Origin of the sequence: Corynebacterium casei LMG S-19264, assembly GCF_000550785.1 — a bacterium.
Lineage (GTDB): Bacteria > Actinomycetota > Actinomycetes > Mycobacteriales > Mycobacteriaceae > Corynebacterium > Corynebacterium casei.
In genome coordinates, this window is record NZ_CP004350.1 from 2,365,130 (window position 1) to 2,385,378 (window position 20,249).

Below are 20,249 nucleotides of genomic sequence, written 5' to 3' on the forward strand. Positions count from 1 at the left end.
ACACTATTTCACCCCCGTAAATTTTTTAAAGTTGCTGCATGTAACCACAACCGTTATCGAAATGCCCCCGTTTTCACCCAGGGGGACCCTAGGTTTTGTATCCTTAACATTGTGTCTGGCACCAACAATGAATTAATCAAGTCATTCGAGTCCTCTGCTCCGGCCGCAGCCGCCGTGAGCGAGCCCCCTGCTGCGGAGCAAACGAACCGCTTCCGTAGACCGCGCGGCCACCGCGCTGGCTTGAACATCGACAAGATCATCAAAGCTGCGCGCTCCTTGCCGCAGAACCAACTGAGCATGCAGGCGGTTGCCAACACCCTTGGTGTTGACCGTAAGGCACTCAACCACTACGTGCACGATCGTGAGAACCTTCTCTCCATCGTCGCTGCGGTGGAATTCTCTGAAGCATTTGATGACCTCAATGTCCCAGAGGACGCAGACTGGCGCACCGTCGCATCAGCCTTCGCACACAGCAATGCCAATGGCATGCTCGCAGCCGGACTGCTGTCGGATTACCTGCGTCTAGGTTCCAACACTGCCGCGCGCTTCCTCAAGGCTTCGGAGATGTTGCTTCGTTCTTTGAAGAACGCCGGCCTGGACATCGACACCGCTATTCGCTGCGTTGCTGTCATCAACAACGCCTGCGCGGCGTACACCCGTGACGTAGCTATTGCTAAGCATTCCGTAGCCGCACTGCGCCATGAGCTGTTGACCGAGGCACTTAAGGAAGAGCAAGAAGATACGTTCCCACTGCTGCAGGAAGTAGCAGAGCGTCCAATTCTAACCACTGATAGTGAGCAGCTGGACTTCGCCATTTCCGTCGTGTTGGACGGCATCGAAGAAATCATCGAAAAGCACAACTCCAAGTAGGCTTTTCCCGCTTGTGCGGGAAATCCTCCCTATTGTTAGCTGCGTCGCGCGAGTACGCTGGGCACCATGCAGAAGATTGTGCCGCACCTATGGTTTGACCAGAATATCCGCGACGCCGCTGACTTTTATGCGTCTGTCTTCCCCCACGCCCATGCCGTCAACGGCTTCAGTAACCCGGAAACCGGCGAAGAAGTCACTGCCGAAGTAAACATTGATGGCTACCGCATCGCGCTGATTAATGGCGGGCCTTATGCCACTCCTAATCCTTCCATCAGTTTCTTTTTGAATTTCGATCCTGCACAGCGCAGTGACGCTGAGGGCGACCTCAAGCGCGTGTGGAATGACCTCACCGCGGATGGTGAAGTGCTCATGGAATTGGGCGAATACCCGTTTAGCAAACTGTACGGCTGGGTCACGGACCGTTTTGGTTTCAGCTGGCAGCTCATGCTCACCAATCCTGATAATGCGCCGCGTCCCTTTATTCTTCCGAGCTTGATGTTTTGTGGCGCAGCCCAAGGCAAGGCCACTGAGGCGGTGGACTTTTACACAGAGCTTTTCAATGATGCTGCATTGGGAAACCGCGTGACTTACGGCGCGATGGGTGCAGCACCAGATAAAAATTCACCGGATTCTATCCCGCAGCTTTCCGATGTCGCCTTCTCTGATTTCCAGCTCGCCGAGCAATGGTTTGCTGCCATGGATTCCGGCGTTGCGCAGCCCTTTAGCTTCACCCCGGGTGTGTCTTTGATGCTGATGGTTAAAGACCAAGCAGAGCTGGACCGCTATTGGGATGCGCTGTCGGCCAATCCAGAGGCAGAGCAATGCGGCTGGTTGGAAGATAAATACCGACTAAGCTGGCAAATAGCTCCCCAGAATCTTCCAGAATTGCTTTCACGCCCGCAGGGTTTTGAAAACATGTTGAAGATGAAAAAGCTCATCATTGATGAGTTCTAACTTCGGAGCATCACCGCTGATCAGGAGAAGACAATGAAGTTTTACGGTTCTACTGAATGCTCACGTTGCCGCGCCGCCATCGAAGAATTGAAAGAGGCCGGCACCGAATATGAGTTCATTGACGTCATCGGCTCCAAAGATAACCTCAAGGAGTTTTTGCAGTTGCGTGACTCCAGCTCTCTTTTTGATGTCGCACGTCAAGAAGACCGCATTGGCATTCCTGCATTCATTAAGGATGACGGTGAGTTGACCTTGTCCGTCGCAGATGTGAAATAACAAGTACCCCCCAACTACCCGATTAAGGAGAGTTAAGAAATGGCTTTGAAGTTTTATGGCACCATGATGTGCCCGGATTGCGTTGATGCGCACAAGGTGCTGGAAAATTCCAACACCCCGTATGAGTTCGTGGACATCACGGGTTCCGTACCAGCGCTGAAGGAATTCACGTTCTTGCGTGACTCCAACCCCGTATTCGACGGTGCTAAGGCTGAGGGCTATCTAGGCATCCCGGCTTTTGTCACTGATGAAGACCCGTCTACCGCAACGCTTGATGTGCAGGACGTTGTGCAAAAGTAGCGCGCACGCCGCATTCTAGAAGTCCATTCGCACAGTTCATCGCCCAAAACCAGATTAGCCGTGGCCGTGGGTCACATTTTTACCTACAGTGGGATCTAGTTCCCAAAACCTAGATGAATGAGCGAGGACTAAGAAGAATGCAACAGTATCGCACTCAAAATCCGGTCAATGATGAAGTCGTAGCAACATACGATTTCACCACTGATGCGGATATTAATATTGCCCTCGATGATTCCGCCCAGGCATATAAATCCTGGTCGAAGCTGTCCTTCGAAGACCGCGCGGAAGTCATGCGCAAGGTTGCAGACCTTATGCTGGAGCGCCGCGTTGAGCTCGCGCAGATTGCAGGCCAGGAAATGGGCAAGCGCATGGGCGAGGCCGTTGGTGAGGTCAAGTATTGTGCTTCGATTATCAAGTACTACGCGGATAATGGCGCGCAGTTTGCTGCCGACGAAGAAATCCCCACCAACTCTGACGGCAAAGCGATCATTCGCCGCCTTCCACTGGGCACACTGCTTGGCGTCATGCCATGGAACTTCCCTTATTACCAGGTGGCACGTTTTATCGCGCCGAACTTGATGCTGGGTAACACGGTGTTGCTCAAGCACGCTGAGATTTGTGCGGGTTCCGCGCTGGCAATCCAGAAACTGTTGGATGATGCTGGTGTGCCAAAGGGCGTGTACATCAACATCTTTGCCACCCACGACCAGGTCGCGGATATTATCGCCGATGACCGCGTGCATGGTGTTTCTCTGACTGGTTCGGAGCGCGCTGGTGAAATTATCGCAGCTCACGCTGGTAAGAACCTGAAGAAGTCTGTGCTGGAGCTCGGCGGCAATGACCCATACATCATCTTGGATACTGAGAATGTCGCGGAAGCTGCCTCCACCGCATGGTGGACGCGTATGTCCAACACCGGCCAGTCTTGTACCTCTAATAAGCGCTTGATTGTGCACGAGGATATCTATGACGAGTTCGTGGAAGAGCTGGTCAAGTTGGCACAGCAGATGTCCCCGGGCAATCCGGATGAGCGTGACAGTGCGAAGTACTGTCCACTGTCCTCGCGTGATGCGGCGGAACGCCTGGCCAAACAGGTGGAGAAGGCTTCCTCCAATGGTGCAACAGTACGCGCGGGCGGCGTGCTTGCTGATGTCGGCGCGTACTACTCCCCGACCGTTCTCACCGATATCCCGATGGATTCCGAGTCCTTCCATGAGGAATTCTTTGGACCTGTGACCTCCGTGTACAAGTTCTCTACCGATGAGGAAGCAGTTGCCATCGCGAATGATTCCCTCTTCGGTCTCGGCGGCTCAGTATTTTCTACTGACACCAAGCGCGCCCAAGACGTTGCACTGCAGATCGAAACCGGCATGATGGCCGTCAACGCGCCCGGTACCGCCGGCGCCGAGATGCCTTTCGGCGGCATTCAGCGCTCCGGCTACGGCCGCGAGCTTGGCCCGCTGGGCATGGACGAGTTCGTGAACAAGCAGTTGTTCTACGTCGCCAACTAGCCGAATCTAACGGCACTAACTGGCGTAACTGCAGTCAGTACCGGCCCAACGGCAGTGCGTCACCTGTGACCATTCCGTTGCGCTTGTCAAAGATCTGCTCGCAGAGGGCAAACAGATCCACAACATCACCATCGGGCAGCTGGATTCCAGGGTGCAGCCAACGGTCATCCGGGTGCCGCACCCACCCAGCGCCCGGTACCCGGTGGAGGTAGAACTCCCCAAAGACGCGCAAGTATGCGGTCTGCAGGTAGAAGTTTTGCGGCTGGGAGAAATCCGCGTAATCGGTGAAAGTATCCAACAGCTGGCATTCCAAAGCCATCGCATGCGCAAAGTTGAGGTCGTGGAAATCCACCTCAAAGAACACATCGCACGCCAGGAAGTCAGCAACAATTTCTTCAGTGTGCTCAACCCAGCCGTCAATATCATCGGCTGGCCAATTGAGGTCAATGGCTTCGACGCGCTTGCCGCTGGGCGCTCGCACGGGCATATTCTGCCGGCGCCACCCGGCGCGCGAAGGAACAATCGCCCCGGGGCGCGGCAGTGGCTGAATCTGAAAATCTTCCGGGTCTTCATCCGCGCCAACCAAGTACCACAGCTTCAACCTATCCATCGGGACGGAATCTAATAGCTTCAAAAAAGCGTCGCCAATGTTGTTTCCATAGTGTGCATCAATCAGGCGCGCTGAGTGCTCAAAAGCTGCACGGCCGTCGCGGCCACTGGCTGCCAACACCATCAGCACTGTCTTCCAGTGCAGCGGGGACAACCGGTAGCCATCGATAAGCTCTAGCGAAAGCCCCAGCAAACCCTTGATGGACCAAGCCATCAAATCAACCTGGTCTTCAAAAATCTTTAAACGACCAACAACCTGGCGCTCAACGGCCTTGCGTATCTCCACCTCATCACGCACGCCGATGGTGGTGGGAATGATGTCACTTAAATCAAAAGGCCGCTGCACCCACAGCTGCCCGAATATACGGCCGTGAAAGCGCAGCATATCCGCTGTAGCCTCCGCCGGGAGCAAGTGCTCAACCTGGCCAATGTCTACCAGCAGCCGAAACATCGGAGTGACATGAGCCGTCTGCGAATCATCTGCAATTGTGGCCGAAGCAGTAGGTATTTCCACCGCGATATAGGCATTGGCCATACCAGCCACCGGCTTGACCCACATGCTGTCAGCGCCTGTGAACTCCTGGCCTTTTAACGCCTTGACAAGGGCAGATTCAAGTTCACGTTCCAACATCGACATACCCAAATCCTAGCGCCGACGGCCGTGTGTTGCAGGAAGTCACACTTTAACCAAGCAACCTACTACCCTGGGAGCCATGACTGATACCCCACAAAAGATGAACGTCGAATCTTTCAACCTTGACCACCGCGCGGTGGCCGCACCTTTCGTGCGCGTTGCTGACCGCAAGGAACTACCTGGTGGCGATGTCCTGGTGAAGTACGATGTGCGTTTCAAGCAGCCCAACAGTGAGCACCTGGAAATGCCAACCGTGCACTCTTTGGAGCACATGCTGGCGGAGCTGCTGCGCAACCACACTGATGCGCTGATTGATTTCTCCCCTATGGGCTGCCAAACCGGCTTTTATGCCCTGATGCTCGGTGTGGAAACCGACGAGTTTGTATCCATTTTGGAAAAGGGCCTCAACGATGTCCTCACCGCAACGGAAGTACCTGCCGCCAATGAAGTGCAGTGTGGTTGGGGCGAGTCCCACTCCCTTGAGGGCGCACAAGAAGCCGCCCGCGCGCTGTTGGCTAAGCGCGACGAGTGGGCGCAGGTTATGGCCTAACTTTTAAAAGCTTGCGTCAGCTTCGTCTCACCCGGTCCGGGGTTGCTAAGCCGACTCAGGTTCTGCTCCGTTGGTGTAGATAACGCAGTGTGCGTTATTTCTCGCCGCGGAGCTTTGCGCTTTTAGCAGACAGCGCGTCCCACACCAGTTGGTGCAGTGGCGCGGTGGTTCCGCTGTTTTTGGCAATGCGCACGATACCGCCCACCTGTGAGTCCAGCTCACTGTGCAAGCCTTCGAGGATGTCGCGCTGCATGGACGAGGTTGCGCCTTCTGGCTGCTGGTCCACGAATGCCATGACTTTGTCCACGGTGCCCTCTTTGAGCTCAATCCCAGCCGCGTTCGCGGTTGCTGCGGCTTCCACCATCAGCGCGCGCAGGCTCTCACGATACTTGGTGCGCAATACATCGATCGGCTCTTCTTGCACCGCGCCCAGTGCACCAAAACAGGTCACCATCATGGCTTTCATCCACACATCGCTGAGGATATCCGGGTGAATCTTGGCTTTAATGGGAGTCTGCCCTAAAGCCTCATTTAGTTCCTGCACCACTGGCTCGGTTGCTGGGTCCAATGAACCAAAGGACAGCGCCAGAACGCCACCCATGTGGTGTGCGGTTGCTGGGCCTTCGCGGTGAATAAATGCACGAACCACTGCCGGTATGAAGCGCTGCGCGCCGTACTTCTCTTCAGCCAGAAGCGGGTATTCCACGGAGTTTTCTGTGGTCATAAACACCGCACCCTCCGGCAGCTTTTCCGGCAGGGCTGGTTCCCCGAAAATCTTGATGGCCGAAATAACCAGGTCCGCGGATTCCACCTCATCCAAGCTCGCCACGGTCGAGACGTTGGAGACATTCTCCGTGCCTTCTGGATTAATCAGCGTCAGGCCCTCAGATTCAATAACCTTGCGGGTTTCCTCGCGCACCACATAGGTAATGTCATGCCCCGCCTTAGCCAGCTGGCCACCGTAGTAGCCGCCGATGGCTCCCGCGCCAATAAACACAATCTTCATGTTGCTGTTAACTCCTTATGCGTCCCCATCGTGGCGCGGTAAAAGAGCCGGGGTCTTAGCCCAGCCCTTACATATATTGAATCTAGAAATTAGTTACTTCTAGGGACGGATCTGTCCCGTGCCCTGCAAAATCCACTTGGTGGAGGTGAGCTCTGGCAATGCCATTGGTCCACGCGCGTGCAGCTTCTGCGTGGAGATACCAATCTCTGCGCCCATGCCGTACACCTCACCGTCAGTAAACGCCGTGGAAGCATTCAACATTACGGCTGCGGCATCCACCTCATTGGCGAACTGCAACAGCACGTCAGCGTCCTGGGCCGCAATGCCCTCGGTGTGGCCGGTGGTGTGCTTGGCAATGTGCTCGATTGCGCCGTTAACACCATCAACGGCGGTGATGCGGACATCGAAAGACAAGTGCTCATCATCCCACTGCTCTGCCTCGTGCACGTTTTCCGCACCGAGAGCCTTGAGCTCATCCAAGTAGCCGTGCACAGTTACGCCAGCATCCTGGAATTCCTTGATTACACGCAGCTTCGTAGCATCATCCAAAGACTTATCCAGCAGGATGGTTTCAGTAGAGTTGCACACTGAGCATCGACGAGTCTTGCCGTTGAGAGCCATGGCAATGCCCTTGTCAATATCTGCCGATGCATCAATGTAGAAGTGGCAATTACCCGTACCAGTCTCAATGGTTGGCACGGTCGCGCCAGTAACTACTGCATTAATAAGACCAGCACCGCCGCGTGGAATTACCAAGTCCACCAGACCACGTGCGGTAATCAGATCCTGCACGGAATCATGGGAGTCACAAGGCAGAAGCTGAACAGCCTCCCGTGGGACATCGAACTGCGCCAAAGTGTCCTGCAGAATTTCCACCAGCTGTGCATTGGAATTACGCGCTGACTTAGAACCGCGCAGCAACGCCACATTGCCGGACTTCAAGGCCAAACCAAAAGCATCCACGGTCACATTTGGACGAGCCTCATAAACCATGCCCATCACACCCAAAGGCACGCGGACCTGCTTCATTTCAATGCCATTGTCCATGCGGCGGCCCTGAAGAACCTCACCCACTGGGTCAGAAAGACCCGCTACCTGGCGCAGTCCCGCGGCGATACCTTGAATGCGTTCAGCGCTCAAAGCCAATCGGTCAAGCAATGACTCGTTCATGCCGCGGTCACGCCCGGCCTGCAGGTCGGCCTCATTCGCCGCCATGATTTTGTCAGTATTGGCGGTGAGTGCCTCTGCTGCTGCGAGCAGGATTTCATTCTTTTGCGGAGTGCTGAGTCGGGCAACCGCTGGGGTTACCTCCTTGGCCTTTGCGGCCTTGTCAAGCACTTCGGCACGTTCTTGATCACGAGTAAGAGTTTGTTGATCAGTCATGGTGACCAGTCTACGGAAAATGCCCACCCCATGGGCTAGTTTCCCACCAGGTAGGCATAACAACCTTGCAACACGTTTTCACGATCGAAAATATTTGAAAGCAATGGTTATTGCTCTAATTCACGGCGGCGTTCCGCTGCTTTGCGCAGTCGCTTGCTGCGCTCATTTTGTTCTTTCTCATTGATTTCATTGAAGATTTCTTCTTCATCATCATCGAGCTTATAAAACGCCCTGATAGCAATGGAGCCACCCACAGCGCCAACTGGGAAGAGCCAGAAATAAGACCAGTCAGTGAGGAACATGAACACGAAGAACAAGATCATCGCCACTGTCCAGATGGTGGAATCCAGGCGCTGCACTTTCTTGCCGCGGTTTATGAGCTCTTCTAATTCCCTATCCGAATTCTTCGCCACCGCCTTGTGTGGCGAGGACTGCCGTTCCTGCAGTTCCGGATCCAGGTTTGGCGCTGGTGCTGAGGAGTTGCCCGAAGGCAGGTCCTTCAACAGCGTGTCCAAGTCACCACGGGTACGCGCGATGGCGGCGTGACCAGTACGCTCTTCAAATTCGTGGACATCAATATAGCCATCGGCAAAGTGCGCAGAAAGCAGATCTAGAACGTGGTTGCGTTCTTTGTCACCGACGCGAAAGTGAGCATTGTCCGGTGACGGATCAGAATAAGGCTGTGGCGTCGTCATATTCAACAGCCTACCCGCGGTTATAGGCCAAAGGCAGAGTGATTTATTGGCTGAATAAATTCCCTGCATAAACAACTCCCCGTGCAGTTGGCTTCGGTTTTCTCCGACCAGCCACCGGGGAGCCGTTCTATATCAGATAGCGCTAGTTTCCTCGGGCCTTAGCCAAGTGATCACGCGCTGCTTGCTCTAAGTGGGTCAGGTCAGAAGCAAGGGTAATAAACGTAAAGCCTTGGCTTGCGCGCTGGCGTGCGGTTTCACCATTCGGGGTGTGGATTGCCGCGATGAGATCATTATCGTGGACCACGGCACCGCCTTTGATATTGCAGGTAAGAACATTGCTGACCCGCGCAGCATGGTCGAGGCTCTCAACCAGGCGGCGGAAATGGCCAGTCAGCATGAGCCGAACCACGTAGGCTAGAAAAAGTTAAAGACTCCGCTTAAGAAAGAACAGGTAATGCGCGGATGAGTAGAAAGAAAACTTCACACTCACCGGCGCAACGTCGTTCAGAAATCGCTCGCCTGGCCTCCACCATCGGCTTGGCCAGCGTGGAAGAGCTTTGGGAGCGCTACGGGGTTACTTCTTCTACTATTCGCCGTGACCTCTCCCGGCTGGAGGCAGCGGGCCTCATTGCGCGGACTTATGGTGGTGCGATTTTCATCTCCGATGAGAATGAGTCTCCGTTACAGGAACGCCAGGGCGAGTTCTTCGCCGCGAAAAGGGCGATTGCATCGTGGGCGGCGCAGCGCATCAAAGACCATGAGCGCGTGCTTTTCGATGGCGGATCGACCGTCGGCGCCCTCGCCGCCACCTTGGGCAAGCGCGATTCACTGCGCGTTACCGCGATGGGCGTCAACGCTATCAACTCGCTGATTGACCGCGACGACATTGAGTTGAGCAGCCCAGGCGGAATCATTCGCCCGTCTAGCCAAAGCTTCGTCGGACCTGGCGCTGAAGCAGCATTACAGCGCGAAACTTTTGACCGCGCCTTTCTCGGCGCCGATGGTGTGACCGCGCAGTTTGGGCTTTGTGAAGCAGACCCCGACCAGACGCGCCTGAAGGAAATCATCGCTTCGCGCAGTTCAGATGTCTACGTCCTTGCCGATGGCTCCAAGATCGGCCGCCGCGCCTTCCACCACTGGGCAGTCCTACCCACCCCGTGGACGCTTGTCACCGATGACTCCGCGCACCCCGAGGAAGTCGCAGGCCTGCGCGCCGCTGGTATCACCGTCGAAATCGTTCCCACGAACTAACTGGGGGTGCAATTATGCGTAAGAAATACATACAGAGAATGCTGATCAGTAGCACCGCATGGTTTGTGGTTGTCACGCTGATCTTCGGGATAGCTTTCTCCTTTGCCCGAGGGCACGCACCGAACTTGGATGACATTTGGCCGTGGATTGCCGCCGCCTTGTCGCCGCGGTATTTACCGCGGTCCAGGCAAAAAGAAACTCCAAGGAATTTTCAGAACGCCACAATCTTTGGGGCCCTGATAACTCCTAGGAGCTAGAGGAAGCAGCTAATTAGTAGCCAAGAGTTGGGTCGACTTCGGTCGGCCACTGATCGCCGGCTTCGAAGGCGCGTGCGACTTCGACGGTGTGGGCACCGATGCGCTCGCGCACGGAGTACGGCGGATTGGCCAAGTGTGGGGTGATGACACAGTTGATCTCATCCCACAGTGGGTGCCCATCTGGCAGGGGTTCTGGGTCGGTGACGTCCAGGCCGGCTCCGGTAATGACGCCGTTCTTGAGCGCCTCGGTCAGCGCATCAGTATCAACCAGTGGACCGCGTCCGACGTTGACCACAACAGCATGCTTCGGCATCTTCTCCAGCGCATCAGCATTAACCATGTGGTTGGTCTCCGGGGTCAACGGCGCGAGCATCACGAAGTAGTCCGCAGCGGGCCAAACTTGATCGATCTGGTCAAAGGTGAATACCTCATCGGCGCCATCGACAGGCTTGCCGGAACGGTTAACCGCAATAATCTTTGGGCCGAAACCCTGCAACATGGAAATGAGCTTCTTACCAATTCCGCCGGCACCGATAATCGCCACAGTCTTATCCTCAAACAGGAATGTGGTGTTTGCTTCGGCCTCATCACGCACAGACCAAGTCTTGGCCAGCGCCATGCGCTTGTGTGAGTGCAGCTGCGCCAACAGCAGACCAATAGTGGATTCCGCCACCGTGGAATCATAGACACCAGCCGCATTGGACCAGCGCACCCCATACTTCTTATGAGTATCGGCGATCAGATCCAGAATGCCATCCACGCCTGCGAACGGCACCTGAATGAACTTCACCGACTCCGGTAGCTCCTCCGGGAAGTCCTCCGTCTTGCCGCTAAAGAACAAGAAATCAGGATTTTCAGATATCTCAACCAGGCTATGGCCTGCCTGCTCAAGCGCTGCAGCTGATTCTTCCCACTTCGTAGGAACCATTGCATACTTCATTTTTTAGTAACCTGCTTTCGGATCAACGTGAGTAGGAAGCGGTTTTCCCTCTTCCCATGCCCTCGCATTAGCATTGAAAATTTCGCCCAGATGTAAATCTGCCACCTGCCAGCTTGCCCCCATATGAGGAGTCATGGTGCAGTTCTTCAACTCCCACAACGGATGGCCATCCGGCAGCGGCTCCGGATCCATGACCTCTAAACCAGCGCCAGCAATCTCCCCGGTGCGTAGAGCCTCCACCAAATCATCAGTGTTGACCAGCTTGCCTCGACCCACATTGACCAAGATGGCAGTTGACTTCATTGCCTTCAATTTAGCGGCATCAACCAGGCCATTTGTCTCTTCAGTTAACGGCAAAATCAATACAATAAAGTCGGCTTTGGACCAGACCGACGTGGCATCGGTAAGCGAATGCGTTTGATCCGCACCATCTACTGCCCGCCCTGAGCGATTGACCGCCGTGATGTGCACGCCGAAGGGCTTCAGCATTGAAATTAATTCCTGCCCAATGCCACCCGCGCCAAAAATAGCGACGCGTTTCGGGGCGTGTCCCTTCGGCGAATACAGCCATGCCTGAGACTCATCGATCTCGCGTGCACCATCCCAAGTTGCCTCCAGCGCAAAGCGCTTATGGTGATGTGCCTGGGATAGCAACAAGCCCAACGCGGACTCCGCGACAGGCTTGGCAAATGCTCCCGCAGCATTGCACCACGGGATAGAGCTTTCTGTAATAATTCCGGCATCAATCATCTGATTCACACCGGTGAAACAATGCTGCACGAACTCAATATTCGCCGGCATCTCAGGGACTTCCGACGGCTTTGATGAGGTGTTGATGTACACCTGCGCCTGTTCAATGGAATCAACCTGCTGATGCCCCGCAGCATCAATATCGGATTTCATATGTGTCCACTGGCGAGAAGCGCTTTCGCTCGGCCCGAAAAAATACTTCATGGACACAGACTACGTCACTGACGTGCTATTTATTGCCGAGTTAGACGCGAGATGCAAAGTTAGACAGATAGTCCGCATGCACCACTGGACGCTGCAGGTGCTCTGGCAATTCAGAAGTCTGCTTACCCACCATTTTGCGTAAATCAGTGGAGTCAACGCTTACTTCACCGCGGCCAATGATCTGACCGTCCGGACCAACGATTTCCACGATCTCACCGGAAGTAAACTCACCGTCTACCTCAGTAATACCGACTGACAGCAAGGAGTTACGCTCCTCGGTGACGGCTTTCATCGCGCCCGCGTCAATACGCAGAACGCCGCCGGTATCAGCGGAGTACAGAGCCCAGAACTTCCATGCACTGAGCTTGCGCTCTGGGCGGGTATGGAACACGGTTCCCACACGGGTCTCCCCGAGTGCGTGGTCAATTCGCTCAGCGGAGGTGAGCAGCACTGGAATGCCTGCGCGGGTTGCCAGGCGTGCCGCCTGCACTTTGGAGGCCATGCCACCGGTACCAACCTTGCCGCCGTCACCGGCTGCAACCTCTTTCAGGTCTTCCCCAGTGCGCACCTCAGATACAAACTTGGCATCATGTTCTGCCGGGTTCTTGTCGTACAAACCATCTACGTCGGACAGCAGGTACAGTGCCTCAGCCTCCGTGAGCTGAGCAACCAGTGCGGACAGGCGGTCATTGTCACCGAAGCGCATTTCGGATGTCGCCACGGTGTCATTCTCATTGACGATTGGCACCACGCCCCAGTGCAGGAGCTTATCAATTGTGCGCTTGGCGTTACGTGTCCTATCGCGCTGGCCTGCATCGGATGCAGTCAGCAAAACCTGGCCGACGGTACGGCCATGGCGTGCGAAGGAACGGGACCACTCATTGGCCAGGTGAATCTGACCAACGGATGCGGTGGCCTGCTTATCGGCCAAGCCGCGCGGACGTTGCTTAAGGCCCAGCGGGCGCATGCCGGCAGCTACTGTGCCGGAGGAAACAATGATGACATCAGTGTTTTCCATGCGTTTGACTACAGCATCGACGATGCGGTCAATCTTGTCGCTCGCGACCGAAAAATCTTCTTCGGTCAGCGAGGAAGAACCGATTTTTACAACTATTCGGTTCGCGGCATTGATTTGCGCACGCAAGGTAGCTTCTGGCAACAGGTCTGACAGGGACTCGGAAGTTGTCGAAGAACTCATGCCATGATTTTAACCCTGCCAGCGGTCCTTATTCGCGGATTCGCGGGTAATTTCTTCATCTTGACCGAAATCAAACTCATCAATAAGGCCACGACGTGCTTGGGAAGCGCGCTTACGCTCTGAAGCAGAGGCACGTGATGTTCCCAACAATCGCGCGTCTTGTCCACGACCCGCCAAAGTTGGGTCGCCTGCAGTCATTGGCTCCCACTCAAATGTGATGTAGCCAATGGAAACTGGGCAGCCTTCCACGGCGCCCTGCTTGCGCAACGCATCTTCCACGCCAGCCTTAGCTAGACGGTCAGAGAGGTAACCAACTGCCTCATCATTTTCAAAGTCGGTCTGGGTAATCCAGCGCTCAATCTTCTCGCCCTCAACGATGAAACCGCCTTCGACCTCAGGGTCTGGCTTAACAGTAAAGTCCGCAAACCGCCCAGAGGTCTTCTTCGTCACTGCCTTTGGACGGATAATGGTGTGTTCCTTATCCACCTTCACGCGCGGTTGGGTCTTACGGTGATTGGTCACCATTTCCAGCAGCTTGTACTTCAATGGCTCCAGGCCCTTGCGTGCTACTGCGGAAATAATAAAGACTGGCCAGCCGAACTGCTCTTCCAGGTCTTCCTTGACGAACTCTGCGAGTTCTTCTGCTTCGGGCACATCAGCCTTGTTCAAAATGATGATGCGTTGACGGTCGCGCAAGTCACCCAGACCAGTATCTTCATCGAGCGCGGACTGATAGTTCGCCAGTTCCTTTTCCAACGCCTCAATATCTGATTGTGGGTCGCGGCCCGGTTCAATCGACGCGGTATCCACCACATGTGCCAACACGGCGGTGCGCTCAATGTGGCGCAGGAAGTCTAGGCCCAAGCCCTTGCCGTCGGCCGCACCTGGAATCAGACCAGGCACGTCGGCGATGGTAAAGGAGGCATCACCCATGTCCACCACGCCGAGGTTTGGCTGCAAGGTGGTAAATGGGTAGTCTCCGATTTTTGGCTTTGCTGCTGAGAGCACGGAAATCAAGGAAGACTTTCCTGCCGATGGAAAACCAACCAGGCCCACATCAGCCATGGACTTCAGTTCCAGAACGAGGTCATGCTGTTGACCAGGCTCGCCCTGCAGCGCAAAACCTGGGGCCTTGCGCCGTGCCGAAGCCAGGGCTGCGTTGCCCAGACCGCCGAAACCACCCTCGGCCGCGATGAAACGCGTGCCGGGGATGGTCAGATCGGCGAGGGTCTCACCCTTGGAGTTATGCACCACGGTGCCTGCTGGGACCTGCAGGATCAAGTCCTCACCACGCGCACCGTTGCGGTGGTCACCAGCGCCGTTAGCGCCGCGGCCAGCCTTGATGTGCGGACGGTAGTGGAAATCCATCAGGGTGTGGATTTGCGGGGAGACTTCCAAAACAATGTCTCCGCCGTGTCCACCATTGCCGCCATCGGGACCACCGAGCGGCTTGAACTTTTCACGGTGTACGGAGACACAGCCGTGCCCGCCGTCGCCGGCTTGCAGGTGCAGTACAACGCGGTCAATAAATCGTGCCAACTCGATAACTCCTCGAGAAAATATAGTTAGTGGCTTGCCAGTTTACCTGTAAACAAGCATCAAAAGGAAAAGAGCCTGACCCCACCAGGGAGCCAGACTCTTTAGTCGCGCTTAAAATAGCGCTTGCACTTATGCAGTTGCTTCTGCAACCTGCTCGGTGGCTGGAACGATGTTCACGGTGCGACGGTTGCGCTTGATAGCGAACTCAACTGCACCTGACTCGAGAGCGAACAAAGTGTCGTCGCCGCCACGGCCAACGTTCTCACCTGGGTGGAACTTGGTGCCGCGCTGACGAACGATGATCTCGCCGGCCTTAACCTGCTGACCACCGAAACGCTTGACACCGAGACGCTTTGCCTCAGAGTCGCGACCGTTGGAAGTGCTGGATGCACCCTTCTTGTGTGCCATGTGGTTTCCCTCCTTCTAAAGGTGTTCGGTGGTTGTTTACTTAATACCGGTAATCTTGACTACGGTAAGCGGCTGGCGGTGGCCCATGCGCTTCTTGTAGCGAGTCTTGTTCTTGTACTTCAGGATGTCAATCTTTGGGCCACGTGCGTGCTCAACGATTTCAGCCGCAACAGAAACCTTGGACAGGTCATCAGCCTTGGACTTAACATCTGCGCCATCTACGAGCAGAACCGGGGTAAGAGCTACGGACGAACCCGGCTCACCCTCGATCTTCTCGATCTTGACGAGGTCACCTTCGGCAACCTTGTACTGCTTTCCGCCGGTCTTGACGATCGCGTACATAGAGGGTTACCCCTTATCTAAACTCGGCTCAAGAACCTGCCCGGGTGTTAGTTAAAAAAGGCAAGTCCCTGAATGGACAATTACTTCAAACAGCGTTTAAGCGGTGCACTGTCCCGATGGGGCAGCAAGTTCTTCGCCTAAACAGCAACTGTCAAAGAGTACCCCGAGTGAGGCCAAAAATACAAACCGCGTCATCGACACGCCTTTGATTCACTCTGACTGTTGCGCAGCCAATACTCACTATGAAGACACAATGAGTACGGCTTGCCTAGGGATAAGAGTACAGCCAGCTCCCACAGATTCTAAAACCGCTGCTGGCTGCACACTCCCCCCGCCTAAGAACTTTGTGGCGTGCTTACTTGCTCCCGCGCCGTGCAACGCGACGGCGGGTACGACCACCGGAGCTCTTCTGCGCTGTCGACTGCTCACTCGACTGTCCACTCACCTGCTCATTCTTCTGTAGCTCACGCTGTGCAGCCTTCTTCTCCGAAGCACCAGATCCACTCTGCTTCGTTTCCTGCTGGCTTTCTGCACGCGGATTCACACGACGAACAGCACGCTTGCGGCCACGTCGCACCGTGGTTACCTCCACATCACTTTCTGTGCGCTTGCGTTGAGTTTCCACACCGCTGTTGGCAGCCTCACGGGACTCAGCCTGTGCATTCTTCTCAGCCGCTGCACCTTGGTTTGGGTTTCGCGGCTGCGAGACTCGGCGCACCGCGCGACGGCGTCCACGAGTAACCGCCTGGACCTGCGCACGCTTTGCCTCGCTGCGCGCCGAATCCTCGCGCTGCCCAGAAGCGCTCTTCGCTGCCCCACGCTCAGTGGTGCTGCTGTCTTCGGTAGCACCGTTGCCCACGTTCACAGGACGCTGTTCAGTGTCCTGCCTCCGGTTGGTGGCACGAACACGACGGCGCTTCGAATCACGCTTGATTTCCTTGGCTGGAGCATCATCTTGTGACCCCTTCGCCGAACGAGCATCGCCGTCCGAATCCGAGTCAGTGGATGACTTGCTTATTGCCACTGCATCATCGAAGTCCTGCGGGCGCGGCGCATGGTCACTGCGGGAGTTACCGCGCGTCTTGCGCTTGCGGCGAGGTGATGCCTCAAATTCCTTTACTGCTTCGTCATAGGACTTGCCGCCCTGCTTTACAGAAAGGTCTGCAGAAGAATCCTTGTCCTCAGAGACGTAAGAAGAGAACTCCCCTACTTCATCGAGTGCCTCAGCACGGTCGGAAGCCGCGAATGCAATGGACTCGATGTCGCTGACACCTCTCACGCCACTTCCTGAATCTTCATGCTGAGTCTCTTGCTTGGAATCCCGCTGCGCATCTCGTTGCGAGCCGCGCTGGGAACGGCGCTGCGCACGACGTTGAGCATCGCGGTGGTCATCACGGCTATCCTCATTCTTGACGTTAGAGGAATCCACCACGATGCCAGCAATCAAATCTTCCAGGCTGGAATCATCGTTGCTGGAACCACTACGGCGTGAGTCATTACGGCGTGGCTCGTTGCGCGTAGATGGTCCACGCCGCCCAGCACGCTTGGTGGCGCTGCGGCGAGACTGCCCACGACGGCTGCCGCGCTCAGAACTATGAGCATTGCTGTCCTCATGCTCATCGTGCGAATCGCCTTGATCGTGCTGATCATCTGGCTCGTTGTCATGCTTGTCGTGCTGGTTGTTATCACGTGCGTTATCGCGAGCGTTCTTGTGCCCACGACGCTGGTCACCACGGTTATCGCGGCTATCGCCACGGTGGTCATTGCGATGATCGTGAGGTTGCGCCTCAAATGGGCCTTCCTCCACTGGATCCTCGTGCAGGATAAGGCCACGACCCTGACATGCCTCACACTCGGTGGAAAAGGTCTCCAGCAGCCCGGAGCCCAGGCGCTTACGGGTCATCTGAACCAGACCCAGGGAAGTCACCTCAGAGACCTGGTGGCGGGTGCGGTCACGGCCCAAAGCTTCCTTCAACCGACGCAGGACCAACTCCTGGTTTTCAGGCAGAACCATATCAATGAAGTCCACAACAATCATGCCGCCAAGGTCACGCAGGCGCATCTGACGCACAACTTCCTCGGCTGCTTCCAAGTTGTTTTTCGTCACGGTTTCTTCCAAGTTGCCGCCAGTACCGGTGAACTTACCGGTGTTGACGTCAACCACGGTCATGGCTTCAGTGCGGTCAATGACCAAGGTGCCGCCCGATGGCAACCAGACCTTGCGTGAAAGTGCCTTCTGCAGCTGCTCATCAATGCGGTAGGTCTCGAAGGCATCGACGCCGCCATTTTCGGAGCGGTCATATTTGAATACGCGATCAGCAAGTTCTGGTGCCAGACGGTTGACGTAGGAGCTGACAACCTCAAAAGGGCGCTCACCATCAACAACCAGGCGGTCAAAGTCCTCATTGAACAGGTCGCGGACAACCTTGACCAGCATCTGCGGCTCTTCATACAGGGCCACTGGGTCAGAGCCCTTGGAGGACTTTTCCTTCTTCGCAGATTCCTGGATGTCATTCCATCGGTCATGCAAACGGTTAACATCTGCCGCGATGGCTTCTTCCGCGACGTTTTCCGCCGCGGTGCGGATGATGGCACCACCCTGATCTGGTACCACCTTTTCCAGGATTTCCTTCAGGCGCTTGCGCTCAGGAGCAGGAAGCTTGCGGGAAATACCCGCGTTGCGGCCACCAGGAACGTAGACCAAGAAGCGTCCTGGCAAGGAAATCTGCGTGGTCAGTCTTGGCCCCTTGTGCCCGACTGGGTCTTTGGCAACCTGCACCAGGACCTGGTCGCCGGACTTCATGGCTTGTTCAATCTTGCGGGAGCGCCCGCCCAGTCCTGCTTGACGCCAGTTCACTTCACCGGCATAAAGCACGCCGTTGCGGCCAGTTCCGATGTCAATGAAGGCAGCTTCCATAGACGGGAGGACGTTTTGCACGCGGCCAAGGTAGATGTTGCCGATGGACGAGGTATTGGTTTCGTCGGTGACGAAGTGCTCGACCAGCATGCCGTCTTCCAGCACACCGACCTGGGTAATGGTGTCAGGTCCGTCGTGGCGTTCGCGTTCGCGCACGACCATGGTGCGCTCAACTGCTTCCCGGCGCGCCAAGAATTCGGCTTGGGTGACAACGTGGCGGTTCTCGCGGTCTTTGGACCGCATTTCGGCGCGGCGACGCCGCTGGGATTCAATGCGGGTTGAGCCCTTGATTCCGCGTGGCTCGTCAATGATTTCTACTTCCGGCTTCTCCGGATTTGCAGCGTTGGCGGAGGTGGTTGTGTCCTTGCCGCGGCCGCGGGAGGTTCCGCGGTGTCCCCGGCGACGGCGGACAGAGGAGCCATCGGCAGCATTATCGTCGTGGGAGTCCGCAGAGTCACCGTCGGAGGATGCATCCTTTACTGCCGCATTGCTTGCCGATGCCGGCTGCGGCGGCATAAAGATCGGTGCATAAGCCGCCAGAACGTCGTCTTCTTCGGTCTTCTTTGGCGCAGGTGGAGTCAGCAGCGACTCAACGAATGAGTCATCAATTTGGATGTCATGCTCATCGGAGTCTTCCGAGTCATCGCCGTCGTGGTTCTTTTCCGCCAAGGCTTCCAAAGCTACTGCAGCCAGCTCAGATTCGACCTTGCCTTCAATCTGCAGAATCTCATTTTCTACGTTCTTCTGAACGCGGTAGCGCAGCTTATCGCTGTCATCGCCGGATTCAGCCTCTGATTCATTGTCGGCAGCGGTTGTCTCTGCAACTGGGCTCTCCGTCGCAGGAGCTTCAGGAGTGCCGGCGGAACGCTTAACCACACGACGTGTTTTGCTGCGCTTACGTGTTTCGGTCTGTAGGGTTTCCTCAGCAACAGGTGCAGCTGCTGCTTCTGCCACAGCTGCCTGAGCTTCCGCCTCTACCGCTGCCTGTACAGCAGCGTCATCTACAGGAGTTTCTTCTGCGGCAGGTGCAGTTTCAATCGGTGTTGATTCAGCAGCCTTCTTGGTCTGCTTACGGGTGTTCTTCTTTACCGCACGCTTGCGGGTCTTCTTCTGTGGAGCTTCTTCAGCTTGAGGGGCATCAGCCGAGGTCTCTTCAACGGCTGGGGCTGCGGCATCATCTTTAACTTCTACAGGTGCTTCAGACTTCGCCGCGCTCTTGCGGGTCGTCTTCTTCTGAGTCGACTTTGTGGCCTTCGTAGCAGTCTTCTTGGTTACTTTCGAAGCCTTCTTCGCAGCCTTGCGGGCCTTCGGAGCTGGTGCCTCTGCCTCTGCCTCTGCCTCTGCCGCTGCCGCTGATTCTGCTTCTGCAGAAGCTGGAGCACTTTCCTTGCCAGGCAAGGAATCAAATACCTTGCCCACTTCTTCTGCGGAAAGCGCGGACTGCGCCCTTTTGGAGATGCCCTGGAGGTGTAGCTGTTCAATCAACAGCTTAGAGGAAATCCCAAGCTGCTTGGCCAGCGAGTACACGCGGACCTTGTCCCCCAGTTTTTCTTTATCAATCTGCGCAGCAAGTGCTGCGGCACCCGATAGTTGTTCTTTCAATTGTTCGTCTGCTGTAGCCATAGGCCACGCTCCTGTCGTAGGTCATGTACGGT

19 protein-coding genes are annotated in these 20,249 nt (G+C 55.8%); 8 read left to right on the forward strand and 11 right to left on the reverse strand.

All coding sequences use genetic code 11. The annotated features are described in order from the left end of the window. Positions 1-111 precede the first annotated feature (111 nt). The 5 genes from CCASEI_RS10840 (at position 112) to CCASEI_RS10860 (ending at position 3,911) form a co-directional block, all read left to right on the forward strand. Entirely contained in the window at positions 112-870 is a 759-nt protein-coding gene (locus tag CCASEI_RS10840) for a TetR/AcrR family transcriptional regulator C-terminal domain-containing protein (protein WP_006821965.1), read from the forward strand. A gap of 66 nt (positions 871-936) precedes the next feature. Continuing rightward, positions 937-1,824, forward strand: coding sequence for a VOC family protein (locus CCASEI_RS10845; protein WP_025387987.1), 888 nt, complete (start codon positions 937-939; stop codon positions 1,822-1,824). 33 nt (positions 1,825-1,857) lie between these two features. Further along, positions 1,858-2,100, forward strand: coding sequence for a hypothetical protein (locus CCASEI_RS10850; protein WP_006821963.1), 243 nt, complete (start codon positions 1,858-1,860; stop codon positions 2,098-2,100). Positions 2,101-2,139: 39 nt separating this feature from the next. Then, entirely contained in the window at positions 2,140-2,400 is a 261-nt protein-coding gene (locus CCASEI_RS10855) for a glutaredoxin (RefSeq protein WP_025387988.1), read from the forward strand. Between the two features lie 137 nt (positions 2,401-2,537). After that, positions 2,538-3,911, forward strand: a complete 1,374-nt coding sequence (locus CCASEI_RS10860) for an NAD-dependent succinate-semialdehyde dehydrogenase (protein ID WP_025387989.1) — start codon at positions 2,538-2,540, stop codon at positions 3,909-3,911. A 34-nt stretch (positions 3,912-3,945) separates the two neighbouring features. Here CCASEI_RS10860 and CCASEI_RS10865 read toward each other — a convergent pair whose 3' ends face one another. Then, positions 3,946-5,157, reverse strand: a complete 1,212-nt coding sequence (locus tag CCASEI_RS10865; RefSeq protein ID WP_025387990.1) for a hypothetical protein — start codon at positions 5,155-5,157, stop codon at positions 3,946-3,948. 76 nt (positions 5,158-5,233) lie between these two features. On the opposite strand from CCASEI_RS10865, the gene CCASEI_RS10870 reads away from it, so the two are divergent. Further along, positions 5,234-5,704 (forward strand): S-ribosylhomocysteine lyase, encoded by a 471-nt coding sequence (locus CCASEI_RS10870; protein ID WP_025387991.1) that lies wholly within the window; start codon positions 5,234-5,236, stop codon positions 5,702-5,704. 94 nt (positions 5,705-5,798) lie between these two features. Here CCASEI_RS10870 and CCASEI_RS10875 read toward each other — a convergent pair whose 3' ends face one another. The 3 genes from CCASEI_RS10875 to CCASEI_RS10885 form a co-directional block, all read right to left on the reverse strand. Next, positions 5,799-6,710, reverse strand: a complete 912-nt coding sequence (locus CCASEI_RS10875; RefSeq protein ID WP_006821958.1) for a 2-dehydropantoate 2-reductase — start codon at positions 6,708-6,710, stop codon at positions 5,799-5,801. Positions 6,711-6,809: 99 nt separating this feature from the next. Then, entirely contained in the window at positions 6,810-8,093 is a 1,284-nt protein-coding gene (locus tag CCASEI_RS10880) for a glutamate-5-semialdehyde dehydrogenase (RefSeq protein WP_025387992.1), read from the reverse strand. 107 nt (positions 8,094-8,200) lie between these two features. Then, positions 8,201-8,788 carry a DUF1707 SHOCT-like domain-containing protein gene (locus tag CCASEI_RS10885; RefSeq protein ID WP_006821956.1) on the reverse strand — a complete coding sequence of 196 codons (588 nt, stop codon included), beginning with the start codon at positions 8,786-8,788 and terminating at the stop codon, positions 8,201-8,203. 295 nt (positions 8,789-9,083) lie between these two features. Here CCASEI_RS10885 and CCASEI_RS15730 point away from each other — a divergent pair, with 295 nt between their 5' ends. Both CCASEI_RS15730 and CCASEI_RS10895 read left to right on the forward strand, forming a co-directional pair. Next, complete coding sequence (locus CCASEI_RS15730; protein WP_225868469.1) at positions 9,084-9,206, forward strand: 4-hydroxythreonine-4-phosphate dehydrogenase PdxA; 123 nt, start codon at positions 9,084-9,086, stop codon at positions 9,204-9,206. A gap of 44 nt (positions 9,207-9,250) precedes the next feature. Next, entirely contained in the window at positions 9,251-10,039 is a 789-nt protein-coding gene (locus CCASEI_RS10895; RefSeq protein ID WP_006821955.1) for a DeoR/GlpR family DNA-binding transcription regulator, read from the forward strand. A gap of 270 nt (positions 10,040-10,309) precedes the next feature. On the opposite strand, the gene CCASEI_RS10905 is transcribed toward CCASEI_RS10895, so the two are convergent. The 7 genes from CCASEI_RS10905 to CCASEI_RS10935 form a co-directional block, all read right to left on the reverse strand. After that, positions 10,310-11,236 (reverse strand): D-isomer specific 2-hydroxyacid dehydrogenase family protein, encoded by a 927-nt coding sequence (locus CCASEI_RS10905; protein ID WP_025387995.1) that lies wholly within the window; start codon positions 11,234-11,236, stop codon positions 10,310-10,312. 3 nt (positions 11,237-11,239) lie between these two features. Beyond that, a complete protein-coding gene (locus CCASEI_RS10910) occupies positions 11,240-12,190 on the reverse strand; it encodes a D-isomer specific 2-hydroxyacid dehydrogenase family protein (RefSeq protein WP_006821953.1) in 951 nt (316 codons plus the stop codon). Positions 12,191-12,230: 40 nt separating this feature from the next. Continuing rightward, positions 12,231-13,388 (reverse strand): glutamate 5-kinase, encoded by a 1,158-nt coding sequence (proB, locus tag CCASEI_RS10915; RefSeq protein ID WP_006821952.1) that lies wholly within the window; start codon positions 13,386-13,388, stop codon positions 12,231-12,233. Positions 13,389-13,397: 9 nt separating this feature from the next. Continuing rightward, entirely contained in the window at positions 13,398-14,927 is a 1,530-nt protein-coding gene (gene obgE, locus CCASEI_RS10920) for a GTPase ObgE (protein WP_025387996.1), read from the reverse strand. A 129-nt stretch (positions 14,928-15,056) separates the two neighbouring features. Then, complete coding sequence (rpmA, locus tag CCASEI_RS10925) at positions 15,057-15,335, reverse strand: 50S ribosomal protein L27 (RefSeq protein WP_006821950.1); 279 nt, start codon at positions 15,333-15,335, stop codon at positions 15,057-15,059. A gap of 36 nt (positions 15,336-15,371) precedes the next feature. Next, positions 15,372-15,677, reverse strand: a complete 306-nt coding sequence (gene rplU / locus CCASEI_RS10930; protein WP_006821949.1) for a 50S ribosomal protein L21 — start codon at positions 15,675-15,677, stop codon at positions 15,372-15,374. A 355-nt stretch (positions 15,678-16,032) separates the two neighbouring features. Further along, positions 16,033-20,217: a translation initiation factor IF-2 N-terminal domain-containing protein gene (locus tag CCASEI_RS10935; protein WP_025387997.1), complete on the reverse strand. Its 4,185-nt coding sequence runs from the start codon at positions 20,215-20,217 to the stop codon at positions 16,033-16,035. Positions 20,218-20,249 lie beyond the last annotated feature (32 nt).

Excerpts from the sequence above, each read along its gene's own strand:
- CCASEI_RS10845 (WP_025387987.1), top strand. The coding sequence starts at position 937 with ATGCAGAAGATTGTGCCGCACCTATGGTTTGACCAGAATATCCGCGAC.
- CCASEI_RS10850 (WP_006821963.1), top strand. The coding sequence starts at position 1,858 with ATGAAGTTTTACGGTTCTACTGAATGCTCACGTTGCCGCGCCGCCATC.
- CCASEI_RS10855 (WP_025387988.1), top strand. The coding sequence starts at position 2,140 with ATGGCTTTGAAGTTTTATGGCACCATGATGTGCCCGGATTGCGTTGAT.
- CCASEI_RS10860 (WP_025387989.1), top strand. The coding sequence starts at position 2,538 with ATGCAACAGTATCGCACTCAAAATCCGGTCAATGATGAAGTCGTAGCA.
- CCASEI_RS10865 (WP_025387990.1), bottom strand. The coding sequence starts at position 5,157 with ATGTCGATGTTGGAACGTGAACTTGAATCTGCCCTTGTCAAGGCGTTA.
- CCASEI_RS10870 (WP_025387991.1), top strand. The coding sequence starts at position 5,234 with ATGACTGATACCCCACAAAAGATGAACGTCGAATCTTTCAACCTTGAC.
- CCASEI_RS10875 (WP_006821958.1), bottom strand. The coding sequence starts at position 6,710 with ATGAAGATTGTGTTTATTGGCGCGGGAGCCATCGGCGGCTACTACGGT.
- CCASEI_RS10880 (WP_025387992.1), bottom strand. The coding sequence starts at position 8,093 with ATGACTGATCAACAAACTCTTACTCGTGATCAAGAACGTGCCGAAGTG.
- CCASEI_RS10885 (WP_006821956.1), bottom strand. The coding sequence starts at position 8,788 with ATGACGACGCCACAGCCTTATTCTGATCCGTCACCGGACAATGCTCAC.
- CCASEI_RS10895 (WP_006821955.1), top strand. The coding sequence starts at position 9,251 with ATGAGTAGAAAGAAAACTTCACACTCACCGGCGCAACGTCGTTCAGAA.
- CCASEI_RS10905 (WP_025387995.1), bottom strand. The coding sequence starts at position 11,236 with ATGAAGTATGCAATGGTTCCTACGAAGTGGGAAGAATCAGCTGCAGCG.
- CCASEI_RS10910 (WP_006821953.1), bottom strand. The coding sequence starts at position 12,190 with ATGAAGTATTTTTTCGGGCCGAGCGAAAGCGCTTCTCGCCAGTGGACA.
- proB (WP_006821952.1), bottom strand. The coding sequence starts at position 13,388 with ATGAGTTCTTCGACAACTTCCGAGTCCCTGTCAGACCTGTTGCCAGAA.
- rpmA (WP_006821950.1), bottom strand. The coding sequence starts at position 15,335 with ATGGCACACAAGAAGGGTGCATCCAGCACTTCCAACGGTCGCGACTCT.
- rplU (WP_006821949.1), bottom strand. The coding sequence starts at position 15,677 with ATGTACGCGATCGTCAAGACCGGCGGAAAGCAGTACAAGGTTGCCGAA.
- CCASEI_RS10935 (WP_025387997.1), bottom strand. The coding sequence starts at position 20,217 with ATGGCTACAGCAGACGAACAATTGAAAGAACAACTATCGGGTGCCGCA.